This window comes from Arcticibacter eurypsychrophilus (assembly GCF_001730525.1).
GTDB classification, from domain to species: Bacteria; Bacteroidota; Bacteroidia; order Sphingobacteriales; family Sphingobacteriaceae; genus Arcticibacter; species Arcticibacter eurypsychrophilus.
Window position 1 is genome coordinate 22,036 of the sequence record NZ_MDFN01000016.1, and the last position, 13,229, is coordinate 35,264.

5 protein-coding genes and 1 pseudogene are annotated in these 13,229 nt (G+C 38.3%); 2 read left to right on the forward strand and 4 right to left on the reverse strand.

What is annotated here, in order from left to right; genetic code table 11:
- Nucleotides 1-578: 578 nt before the first annotated feature.
- Together BFL47_RS10265 and BFL47_RS10270 are read right to left on the reverse strand one after the other, a co-directional pair.
- Nucleotides 579-1,661 (reverse strand): annotated as a pseudogene (locus tag BFL47_RS10265) (glycoside hydrolase family 43 protein).
- 169 nt (nucleotides 1,662-1,830) lie between these two features.
- A complete protein-coding gene (locus BFL47_RS10270; RefSeq protein ID WP_069659708.1) occupies nucleotides 1,831-2,799 on the reverse strand; it encodes a hypothetical protein in 969 nt (322 codons plus the stop codon).
- Between the two features lie 509 nt (nucleotides 2,800-3,308).
- Here BFL47_RS10270 and BFL47_RS10275 point away from each other — a divergent pair.
- Nucleotides 3,309-3,917, forward strand: coding sequence for a DUF1349 domain-containing protein (locus BFL47_RS10275; RefSeq protein WP_211480963.1), 609 nt, complete (start codon nucleotides 3,309-3,311; stop codon nucleotides 3,915-3,917).
- A gap of 44 nt (nucleotides 3,918-3,961) precedes the next feature.
- Here BFL47_RS10275 and BFL47_RS10280 read toward each other — a convergent pair whose 3' ends face one another.
- A complete protein-coding gene (locus tag BFL47_RS10280; protein WP_245681348.1) occupies nucleotides 3,962-5,959 on the reverse strand; it encodes a M13 family metallopeptidase in 1,998 nt (665 codons plus the stop codon).
- A 227-nt stretch (nucleotides 5,960-6,186) separates the two neighbouring features.
- Between BFL47_RS10280 and BFL47_RS10285 the strand changes: the two genes are divergently transcribed.
- Nucleotides 6,187-9,642, forward strand: a complete 3,456-nt coding sequence (locus BFL47_RS10285) for a PAS domain-containing protein (RefSeq protein ID WP_083257109.1) — start codon at nucleotides 6,187-6,189, stop codon at nucleotides 9,640-9,642.
- A 9-nt stretch (nucleotides 9,643-9,651) separates the two neighbouring features.
- Here BFL47_RS10285 and BFL47_RS10290 read toward each other — a convergent pair whose 3' ends face one another.
- The gene (locus BFL47_RS10290; protein WP_069659711.1) at nucleotides 9,652-13,215 is read right to left on the reverse strand and encodes a VCBS repeat-containing protein; all 3,564 of its coding nucleotides are present in this window, start codon (nucleotides 13,213-13,215) and stop codon (nucleotides 9,652-9,654) included.
- Nucleotides 13,216-13,229: the final 14 nt, after the last annotated feature.

A 13,229-nucleotide genomic window follows, 5' to 3' on the forward strand; every position in this document is an offset into this window, starting at 1 on the left:
CGCGTTATTAAAACCTACGAGTCAAAGTCTTAATCCTTATTGTGGTGGATCTACCTCTTGAGGCCATAGGGTACATTAAGGAAACAGGCACTTTACTGTCTTAATCTCCGCTGTAACCTTATTATTGTTTATTTTACTATCGACTAGTGGCATTAGGGGTACTTATTTGTCTTTGTACAAAATGAGACAAGTGTTAAGCAGTCAATTAAAAATCAAACCTAGATCTTATCATTTTTGCAAATTCTTAAAATTTAAAAGTCGCCTGAACAGCTTATCTATCATTCACCTTAATTTAAAAACTTGTAAAATTAATCTTATCATCTTTTAGGGTTCCACTTACTCCTAGGCTCCTATTTGGCGGCCAGAGAAATTTGTTTACTTGGGAAATGACTTGACTTTCAAGAGCTTCAAGTCCAAAGTTGACCTCCGCAAATCTTAACCCCTTATTTACAGCCGTCACTATTCAAAACACTTAACCTCCATAACTCAAAGCTCATCGAATAGTTTCGATAAGGAATAACCTTCATATTTGAAAGTATTTAATTAAATCCCACTCAATGGCTAATCCTTTTAAATCTTTAATCTTTCAAAGTCGGTCCATGCACCACTAATCTACCATCTTTAGTAACTTCCATTTTGTCAATAAACACTAGTCTTTGGTGTCCTGAAGCTTCAGTACGTCCATGATATACGCAAAGCATTTCCTTGCCGTCTGGTGTATATGTAATACTATTGTGCCCAGTTCCAGTTACTTTACCATTTTTTTGTAAAACAGGATTATTTTCTGCTTTCTTAAATGACCCTAAAGGACTTTTTGAAGTTGCATATCCTACTGCATAATTCTGCCCATCAAAGTTATTGGCAGAATACATCATGTAATATATCTCCCCTTTTTTGAAAATATTAGATCCTTCGGTCCATCTCCTGTTAACTTCCTTAGATGTTACTGACCTGCTCTCCCATTCATCTTTCAGGTTTCCCATTTTAACCGGTGGTCGCAGTAACAAAACAGGCTCTCCTATTACACCTGAAAAGTCAGATTTCATCTCAACACCATATACCCAACTTTCTTCCACCTCTTCATACCATCCTTTTTTCTTTGCCCAGTTTGCTACTTCACTTTTTACAGGGTGCTTATAGCATCATCTCGAATAGTACAAATAGGTTTTACCATTTTCAAACCACACATTAGCATCAATAATTGGATAATCCGGATTAAAAATTGGACGGTTGTGCAAATCTATAAAAGGTCCTGTCGGTTTATCTGACACGGCTACTCCTATCTTGAAATTTTCCTTTTCGTTATTAGGATTATGCTTCCATTGGGCGCTGTAGAACATATAGTATTTACCATCTCTTTTGTAAACTTCGGGTGCCCAATAAGAATCTATACCCCATCCATTCTCATTATTATGGTAGTATACCTGCCCTTCAAGCTTCCAGTCTTGTAAATTGCTTGATGAATATGCTCCAAATCCAGACTCAACATCGCCACCAGTGCCATACATGTAGTATTTCCCGTCACCATCATACAATACATAAGGATCTCCAAATGGTATAGGTAAGGGGTTTTCTATAGCTTTTTGGGCTTTAGCAATAAAAACCGTCAGGAACAGACACAACACAATAAACTTAATCTTTCTCATAATCTTATTTGACATTAAATTAAAAACATAAATGAAAAGATAGCAATATAGCGCTGTATTCTTACTCACTATTTGCCCCTTATTTTTTGCACTCACATATGCGATAGTTAACCAATAATCGATTAAATAAATTATAGCAGGTGCACTCTTTCTAACAAGATGTGCATAATATATCAACAGAAGACTAGTCCTTCCTGCTAAAGAAAACACGCTTATTTAAGGTAACATCCGGAAAAACTTCTTTGACTTTAGTCTTTTTACTAGTAGCACAAGCATGCCTATTCATTTGACTTTCCAGTCCCAGCATCAGCAGATTACCTTTATAAAACATCTGTTTGATCTTGTCTTCCATGCCCTCGTAGTCGGTCGGTTGCATATTAACTTCTTTTAAGGGGTAGTTAGATGGTTTCTCAGATTGGAAAGCACCGATTATAGCACAAGGACTGAACTCTTTACTGTTCAACAAGACGCTTTCATTGGTTTGACCAACAGAGGAATAGAGCATTAACGACATACTTACCAATGCCAGGCAATCATCAGGAATTGTTTCTGTAAAAGTAATCACTTGTCCTTTAACACTTTGATACCCTTCCAAATCCAGGTCTTGAAACCCTAAGTTTTCATAATACTCTTCCCTGAAGTTAAAAGCAACCAACATTAGCCTTATGCGGTGTTTCATATAGGCTCCGCTTGCCCCTTTAGGCCTTTTGATTCCAGTTTGGGTGTTCAAGGAGCCCAAGGTAACACTCACCAAACCTTCTTCACTTTTACTTACCGAGTGGCTCAACTGCAACACTTCATTCAGCCTACTGCTTGCATTAAAGTCAATTCCCTGCAATAAAGATAGGTTTCCGTCATGCAGATCCCGTTTCCCTTTCTCACCACTCACATTATTTAATATCGACCGGTACACCAATTGGGTACTCCTATAAGCTGCAGTTCCATCCTTGAAAAAATAAGCCGGTTCAAATGCAGTCCTAATCACTGCAGCTGCCGAACTCGAAAGTCCAAACTCTGTAGCGCTCCTAATCGTTTTTTCCGTTTGCTTAAATGCCTTTGCTTTGCCTTGGATGATGTTCTTTCCCCGGTACTCCCTGTAAATCACAGAACCCGCTGTTCCGTGTACCATTCCTTTCTTATCTATACTAGCCATACTGTTATATTATTTGCATAAAGTGACCACTAAAAATTCTTAAAAATGAAATAAATGCTAAATCTTCTAAAATCTTCCATGTAACGACATAAATTTCCTATAAAAGGTATTCTTCAATGAAAATTGAGGCAACAAATACGCAATCCCTTCTTAAGGGCAAGTTATTCACAGCAAATCTACACTAATAAAAAACCAATGTAAGTCCGACTTAAACTAGCTCTAACTGGACTTATATGGGATACATTTCCGATTTTTATTAGAATCATTTGTTACCTGATAGAAATCAGCTATCTACCTAAAAGAAAAACATCCCCTATTTAAGAATTAGTATTCAAAAGCAACAATGAGATCTAGTATAAAATTGACTTAATGTATTGGCATTTAAATCGATGCAATCAAAGTCAGAGTTCTAAAAGCAAATAGACGATAACCTGAAATGTTACATACATTTATTGGACCTATTTTTGTAAGTTTACGGTCTCAAGTCTTTAAAATTAGCTTCATATCCAATGAACAAACACATTTTAACCCTTATTTTATTTGCAGTGACTTCAGGAGCATCGGCACAAAACAACGCAATGAAATGGCTTAACCAACCTAAGACTTGGAGCGCCAAAGGAGACACAATCACCGTGACTGTTGACCCTGGTACTGATTTCTGGCGTATTACCCACTATGACTTCATCCGCGATTCAGGGCCTTTTTACTATCAGGAAACCTCAGGAAATTTTGAAGCTACGGTAAAGATTTCCGGCAACTATCATGAATTGTTTCATCAGGCTGGTTTAATGGTGCGTGTCGATAATAAGAACTGGATTAAAACCGGTATTGAATATGTTGATGGGGTGCAAAACGTAAGTGCCGTGGTTACCCGCGAGTTTTCAGATTGGTCTGTTGTGCCACGTACCGATAGTCCCAAATCAATTTGGCTCAAGCTCTTGCGTAAAGGCGATTTTGTGCAAATAGAATATTCTTTCGATAATAAAGATTTTAAGATGCTACGACTGGCCTATTTTCCGCCTGATGTAAAGGCACAAATTGGTATTGTGGCCGCTGCTCCTGGTAAATTAAGTTTTCCTGTAGTCTTTGAAAATTTCACAGTCAAGGCTGTTAAGTAAATAAGTATAATTTATAAAATAAGAGGCTGACCTAAAAACCCTTACTACCAGATCTTTACTCTCTTATCAGGTGCCAACCATAGCGAATCCCCTTTTTTAATTTTGAAAGCCTCATAAAATTCAGGTACATCAGAGAAAGGGCCGTTTACTCTCAGAAATGCCGGTGAATGCACATCCGTCATGATCTGATTAGCCAGGTTTTCATCTCTGGTGTGGTACAGCCAACCCAGCGAATAGCCTAGGAAAAACCGCTGTGTAGGGCTCAGACCATTGATCTTTTTATTCTTTTTATACTGATCAGTTTTCTTAAAAGCATCTAATCCAAGCACTATTCCTCCCAAGTCTGCTATATTTTCACCTAGCGTGATTTCTCCATTTACATGCAGACTGTCCAGTACTTTATAACTGCTGAACTGCTGCGAAAGCATCTTGGCCTTCTTCGTAAATTTCACTGAATCCTGGGCGGTCCACCATGATTTAAGATTTCCCTTCTCGTCATATTGTCTTCCCTGATCATCAAAGCCATGTGTTATTTCATGCCCAATGGTAGAAGCGGCTGCATACCCATATATCACAGCATCGTCTACATTTTCATCTTTTACCTTCGGAATCAGAAAGATAGCTGCAGGAAGAGTGATCTCGTTATTAGAGGGACTGTAATTCGCGTTGTAGGTCTGTGGTGCCATATTCCATTCCGTATGATCTACTGGTTTACCTATCTTTTTAATCTGGTGTTCATAATCCCAGATATTGGCCCGCATTACATTGCCGGCGTAACTCTTGCGATCGATCGTTAATTTACTGTAGTCCTTCCACTTCTCTGGATAACCTACTTTAGATCGCATGCTGGATAACTTAGCTAAGGCCTTTTTCTTAGTTGCGGAACTCATCCAGTCTAACTTTTCTATATGCTCTTTGTAGGTATCGCGGATCGCTTCAACCAGGTCTTCATAACGCTTCCTGGTTTTCTCCGGGAAGTAGTCCTTCACAAAAAGCTGCCCTAATAGTTCGTCTAATAGGTCATTTTCAGTTGTCAACACACTCTTCCAGCGTGGCAATTGCTCGGGTACTCCCCTAAGCACAGTTTGATAAAATCGAAAATCTTCCTTTTCGGCAGCTTTATTCAGGTAGGGTGCAAAAGAAGAGATTAGATGCCAACGCAGATAAGCTTTCCAATCTTCCAGAGGGTACTTTTTAAGGGCTGTGTTTATAGCCTTATAATATTCGGGCTGACCGATTATAACGGAGTCAGCATTTTTGATTTCGAGGTTGTCTAATACGATCGCCCAATCAAGACCCGGAGTTAGTTTATTTAGATTTACGGTTGCTATTTTGTTATAGTTTTTGTAAGGATCGCGTAGCGCTTCCAGCTTTCGGGAATTTGCCGCAAGATAGGCTTCTATGGCATACACTTTTGGGGCCGCAATACCGGCTTGCTGTATGTTCATGCCTGAATGTTTAAGCATGGCGGGCAGGTGTTTCTCCTGATAGTCTTTGCGAATAGTTATGGTTCGTTTATCGGTATTAAAATAATAATCGCGTTCAGGTAATCCTAATCCGGTTTGATAGAACTGAAGAAGCATTTTTTCACTGTTCTTACCATCTTGTGCCACATACATTCCAAAGAGACTACTTGCGCCTATTTTATTGAAATAAGCGGATGTGCTGATTACATCATTTATACTTTTGATCTGATCTATACGAGCAAATTGTTGCTTAAGCGGCTCCAGACCTTGCTTTTCGATATTGAGCGTATCCATCCCCGAGTAGTAAAAATCGCCAATTTTTTGCTGGTCGCTCCCTGCTGCTGCACTAGCATTCATGGCATCGGTACTGATCTTCTTGAGCTTGTCGCGAATCTCCTCCACGATCAAATTTACTATTCCCCAAGAAGAGTATGCTGCGGGTATCGGGTTATTTTTGATCCAGGTTCCATTGGCATATTTAAAAAAGTTTGCACCCGGACTGACGGTTGAATCTATATTCTTATAAACCTGATCATACTGCTCGTAGTTTTTAGTTTTATCCTTACAGGAAAGCATTGCGAGGAGAATAATAAAAAGTATAGGTAATTTTAGTTTGAGAGCCTTTATCATCGTTTTAAATAGATAGTGTAATATTATGATTTCATTCTGATTATATCAAGAAAATCTATACATTTTCCAAGCTCATTCAGATAACAACAACCTACATATGTTTGGTAATGAATCCTTATTTACCTATCTATGCCGTTAAATAGGTAATTAGTGTTATCTTCATCACTATTCGCATGAATATGACATTGAGTGATATTGAAATAATTTACAACTGCCAGCCAACGCCAAGTATAATAATAAATACAGATTCTCCATATTTTACTATTGCATTAGCTAATAAGTCTTTTTTGGAAACATTGCATTTGGAAAGGCAGGATATAGTAGGAAGAGGTCTTTTCGAAGCCTTTCCGAAAATTTCTACACGTACAAATTCAGGAACAAAAGATATCCTGGAAGCAGTAGAATATGTACTGCAATTTAAAAAAGCACACCAAATTAAAAAACACCAGTATAACTTACCGGTCATGGGATCTGACCAACTGGAGGTTCATTATTGGAAAATAGATACTTATCCTTTATTAAATAATGCTGGAGAAATCCTTTATATTATTCAAAATTCTACTGATATTACATCCTTTTATTTAGAGGTTGAAGAGAAATTAAAAGCCAAACTCGCGTCTCAGTTGTCAAATGACATAGAACGGCTTGAAAAGAAAGTGCTTCAATTGAACTCAAAACAAAATGTTTCGAGCACTGAGGTCTTATCTTTATACATCCGCGGTATTGAAGCTCTTTACCCAGAAATGCAGTGCTCCATTTTGCAGATTAAAAATGATCGGGTATACAATTGGGCATCGCCGTCATTACCTAATCCTTATATTCAAGCAATTGAGGGTTTGGAAATTGGAAACAATGTTGGCTCCTGCGGTACTTCGGCTTATACAAAAAAACAGGTGATCGTAAGTGATATTGCTAATGATCCGATTTGGACAAAATTGCGGCACATCGCTTTAGAATTTGGACTTAAAGCCTGCTGGTCACACCCAATCATCTCATCTGAGGGTGAGGTAATGGCTACTTTTGCCATGTATTACCGGAAAGTTAAAACGCCTGATGTACATGAATTAAATATAATTGAGCGGGCAACCTCTATACTTAAGGTGATCCTTGAAAATAAGCAGTATGCCAGAGCATTAAAAGAAACTACTCTTTTAATGAGTCAAGGTGAGGAACTGGCGCAATTTGGCAACTGGTCCTATGATTTCAAGAGTAATGTGTTCAGATACTCGGATGCCTTATATGCGATATGCGGTTTAAAAAAAGATAAGGTTAAACTAAACTTTAACAGTTATCTGGACATCGTGCATCCTGATGATAAAGAACGTGTTAATGCAGCCATTGAGTTACTGTTAACAACAAAACTCAACATAGAATTAGATGAACGGATCATTCGTCCTGATGGAGAGGTGAGACATTTGAAGTCATGGAAATCAATTCAATGTGATGAGTATGGAACAATGATAAAATTGTTTGGCGCCTCTCTGGATATCACAGATAGTAAAAAAATACAGGAGGAACTATTATCTAGTGAATTGCGGTTAAGAAGTTTGATCGATACACAAACTAATTATGTGGTCCGACTCACTTTAAATGGCCAATATACTTACTATAATAATAAATATAAAGAAGATTTTGGCTGGATGTACACGAGCGAAGACTTTTTAGGCGCTTACAGTAAGTCATCAGTGTCTCCAGATGACCTTGACCGGATTATGGAAACGTCAAAAGAATGCCTGAATCATCCAAATAAAGTCTTTCAGGTTGAAATAAATAAACCTGCAAAAAACGGTGGTGTTAAATCGTCGATTTGGCATTTAATAGCTTTAACCGATTCAAATGATGTACCGGTAGAATTTCAATGTGTCGGGATAGATAACACGGATTTAAAGCAAGCAGAAAATGCTTTAAGGATAAATAATGAACGGCATACCTATGTAAATATGGCTACCAATGATGCTATATATGACTGGGATCTGAAAAATAATCATATCCAATGGGGCGATGCTTTTTACAGGGTATTTGGTTATACCGTTTCGGATGATTTATATTGTATAGGAAAATGGGCAGCTTTGGTGCATGATGACGATGAGGAAAGCACGAACAAAGCCTTAAATAAAGCTTTAAATGATCCAACTCAAACGAACATAAAATTGGACTATCGGTTCAAGAAAGCTGATGGGATTTTTGCATGTGTAGAAGAAAACGGTTATATTTTGAGAGACCTTAATGGTCAGCCTGTGAGGATGATCGGTATAATGAGGGATGTCACAGAAAGCAAAAATGCTAAATCGGAGCTTGAAGCCGCAAGAAACAGATATAGGGATATTTTTCATTTAACTCCGCAACCTATGTTTGTTTATGAATTAGGCTCATTAATGATTCTTGATGTGAATAGTGCTTTTATTGAACATTATGGATATAGTCGTGAAGAACTTCTTTCTATGACGATCAGAGATCTACGTCCTCTTGAAGACGTTGAAACACTAAACAATATCTTACTTAATGAAGTAAAACCAGGCTTTTCTCATACCAGTTTATCGCGACATATGAAAAAATCTGGCGAGATTATTTATATACTTACAAAGGGAAATTCAATTACTTATGACGGAAAAGCGGCAAGAATAGTAATTGCAGTGGATAATACGGAGAAACTGAAAGCAGAACAAGACTTGATTGTCAGCGAGCGCCGCTTTAAAACCTTGATTCAGGATGGTTCTGATTTAATTTCCATCCTGGATACTAATGGTAATTACCTGTATATAAGTCCCAATGCCCAGCGTATAATGGATTTTGCATATACACTTACCGGCAAAAATGCTTTTGATTTTATTTATGAAGAAGACAAGTCGCTCGTAATGAAAGAATTTGCGATGTTAGGAAATCAAAAGCGAATTGAACTTTCTCCTTTTCGTTTTACAAACGGAGAGAAAGAAATCCGTTGGTTGCAAACCATAGTTACGGATATGCGTGATGATTCGGCTATTCAGGGTATTGTGGTTAATGCCAGGGATGTTACTCAACGGATGCAACAGGAATTAATAGTTAAGGAACACCTGGAACGCTATGATATTGTGTCAAAGGCAACCAGCGACACGGTTTGGGATGCAAATGTACTAACTGGTGAGGTGAGATGGAATCATGGTATTCACAATATTTTCGGATACAAAGAGGTTTCCGGACTTCAATGGTGGGAAGATCGTGTTCATCCGGAAGATTTACAGCGGATTAAAGATACTGTTAATCACAATAAAAAACATATGATCTCACGTTGGACAAATGAGTATCGTTTTCAATGTGCTGATGGAACGTATAAGTTTGTGCTGGACAGGGGGTTTCTAATGTTTAATAATGAAGGGCAGGCAATTAGAATGATTGGTGCTATGCAGGATATTACAGAACGAATCAATTATATTCAAACCATTGAGCAGAAAAATATACGCCTTAGGGAAATAGCATGGACGCAAGCTCATCTGGTAAGGGCTCCACTGGCACGGATTATGGGTCTGATGAATCTGATTAACGATCAGGATAGAGATAAAAATAATGATGATTTATTTAACTACCTCAACATTTCAGTTAATGAATTAGATAAAATTGTGCGGGACGTTATTGATAAAAGCCAGATTTAATTTTACCTTTTATAAGGGCACCGTGCGAAATGTACCATTACCGCGGTGTATAGTCACGCTTTTCATGGTGCTGTCTACATTTATAAATCGCGCAGATTGAGATAAAAATGAGGAGCCATAATAAAACTCTTGTTTAGTACTGCTTCCATTTTTATATTTTATTACCGCAATCTGGTCTGATGGTTCAGCTTTAATACTTTTCACACTTCGTTTGAGTTCAAAAATCTTTAGTATGTCTTTATTCTGACTGGCTGCAAGCATGTAGTTTCCGCTGCTGTTATGGAGTTTAACTAATGCTTTACCATCTCCTGGAATATAGATCCCACTTTGCATAATGGATAAGGGTTTAAAATTTCCTTTTCCGTCACCTTTGAGAAATAATCCGTTTAAGGCATCGTAACGACCTACGGAAACGTCAGTACCGTAATCATTTCCATTAATCACAACATCCAGATTTCCATCGCCATCATAATCATCCACTACCATACCGTTAAGCGCAGAGAGCTGTGCCTGTATAGGTAAAGGGATGACCGTAAATTTGCCATTGCCCTCATTTCTTAAATAAGAAGATTGCAGGTTATTTGCTTTAAACCGCAGTGCTCCGTCTCGTTGTTCGGGTGTTAACAAATCGTCCATTGTGGCTAGTGCGTAGGATTTGAAATTGGTAAAGCGTTTACGCAAACTGATTAATTGCTTTACTGCATCTTCCCGGACGTTGGCAGGATATTCATGCTTCTGGCCATCCGGACCCGGTAAAAAAAGAGAAGGGAAAGCATCAAGCCTGCCTCTCTTATCAAAATCTTTTGCGGTAATGTAAACTGGGTACTCTTGGCTTGCCTGAAATAGTGTATTCAAGCCAGCGTTGCCTACTATGTAATCCATTCTTCCGGTATGTCTGAAATCTCCTGCTACAATGGTATTCCACCAGCCTGGTTGATCTTTTGTGCCTGTTGTGGCGGTGGTATTGACAAACTTTCCTTTGTTATTCTTTAAAAACGTAACGGGCATCCATTCCCCGGCAAGGATAAGATCGGGCCAACCGTCGTTATCATAGTCTGAAAATAAAGCATCACATACCAAGCCTATATTTAGCAATGCTGGTGCTACTTCTTGGGTAACATCGGTAAATTTGGGCTTCCCTGCTTGACTATCGTTCCTTAATAACAGGCTGGATACTGGTTTGGGATATCCCCAGGGTTCTACTCTTCCTGAAACAAACAAATCAAGTTTACCATCCCTATTGTAATCCATGGCCCTGACGCATAACTTGCTGCCAAAATTTGGTGGCAAGGCATCTTTGGTTAGGGTAAATTTACCTTTTCCATTGTTTAAATAGAGCCTATCCTGGTAAGCCGGACTGCCAGGTTCGCTTTCATAACCACCGCTGGCAACATATAAATCTTGCTTACCATCGCCATTTGCATCAAAGAGCAACAATCCAGCATCTTTATACTTTTCCTGATCTGAGGGTTGACCTGGTAATAGATCCTGCTGTTTAAATTTACCGTTTGGCTGTTGTAGTAATACTTGCGCATGATGTTGTGCATTACCACCAGTAACGATATCATCCAATCCGTTATTATCAACATCGCCTACGGCCAATGCGGGACTATAAGCTGAAAATTTATGAGGTAAAAGTTTTTGAATATTAAAGTCCGCAAAATCTTCTTCCTGATGTTTGTAGGTGATCCCGGACAAATGGGTTACTTCTTTAAATAGGGTAACGGGAGCTTTAACAGGAGTCGACCAACTATCAGGAAGCTTGGCATTGCTGATGTTTACCTGTAATAACTGATTGGATTTTATATTTTTTAGCACCTGTTTTTTACCATTATACCAACGGATTACAACAGAGTCTAGCTGTGTTACTTTACCTAATCCAAAGTGTGCTGTATTTTGTATGGAGGACAAGTATCCACGGTAAGGGTTGTTTTCGTAAACCTGATGTTTGCCTTTATTGTAATATATATCTGCCCAGGCTCCTATGCCATTCCTGTTTTGTGTGTCGCCATTGAATTTAATTTGCAGATATTTTGCCTGATCTTCGGTGTTCTTGTAAACAAAAGCTTTATCATCGATATTATTGACTACCAGATCCAATGTCCCATTGTTATCAAGATCGACATAAACGGCACCATTTGAAAAGGAGGGCTCAGTTAGTCCCCATTCTTTAGTTGCATTTTTAAATTTCAGATCGCCAGTGTTCAAATACCCGTAATTAGAAATTTTTACTGTTGGCAGTTGCTCCATGAGTGTTTGTTTGGAAGCAGATGAATAGGCGTTATTTCTGAATGTTATAAAGTCATGATCGGTTACATCTTTTGGAAATCCATTAGTCACAATGACATCCCTATACCCATCATTGTTAAAATCGGCAAGCAAGGGTGTCCAGCTCCAATCTGTTTGTGCAACTCCACTCAGGTAACTGATTTCACTAAAAATGGGACTTCCAACAGAATCGTTTCCCCCTACACGAGGTCCCTGATTGAGTTGCAGGGTATTGCGCACGTATTGATACTGATAACCATAGTGATCCATCAATTGGAAACTTTGGTAACTATTAGGCATCATCATCATTTTCTTACGATAGTTATCTTCCGGATTCATATCCAGTTCATAGATATCAGCAAGTCCATCGTTATTTAAATCTGCGATATCATTTCCCATGGCATTAAATGAGGTATGCTTGAAATACTCTCTGGAGTGATCGCTGAATGTACCGTCCTGATTATTGATATACAGGATATTAGAAGACAAGAAATCATTAGTGACATAAATATCTTTCCAGCCGTCACGGTTTAGATCAACTATACTGGCCGCATGGCCATATCCTTCAATCAGTATACCCGCCTTTGCTGATACGTTTTGAAATACAGGATGTTTTAATTCAGGGTCCCATGAATTCTTATACAACCTGCCGGTACTGGGACTCGTGCCGTTCTTATTTATAGGTCTGTAATTATTAGCATAATAGGAAGCATCAGGCTCATTTACGGTAAGATACATATCCAGAGTACCATCATTATTATAATCAAAAAAACTGGCCATGGTAGAGTGCGCATGAATATCTAAACCATATTCTTTGGCTAGCTCTTTAAAATGAGGGATCCCATTTTTATCTTTACCGGTATTGATGTATAACAGGTTTTGACGTTTTAAGGAGTCGTTTAACAATGAATTACAGACGTACAGGTCCATTAAACCATCGTTATTGATATCAATAACAGCCACTCCTCTTCCCCAGCGACCTTTTCCTTCTACTCCTGCCTCATTTGTGATATCCTGAAACTTAAAATCACCTTTGTTCAGATACAGTTTATTGGCAACCATATTCCCTGTAAAATAGAGATCAGGCAAACCATCATTATTAAAATCTCCTACTCCTACACCTCCCCCATTATATACATAAGCATTATCCAAGGGGTTAATTGAATCGTTCTCCGTAATCAGGTTATTGAACTCTATTCCTGAATGGGAAGATGGAATTTGCTCAAATAAAGTGGGCTGCTGTTTGGAACAGGCAGCTACGCAAAACCATAATACAAGAGATAAAGCAGGGTAAAATTGTTTCATGTAAAAAGGTAATT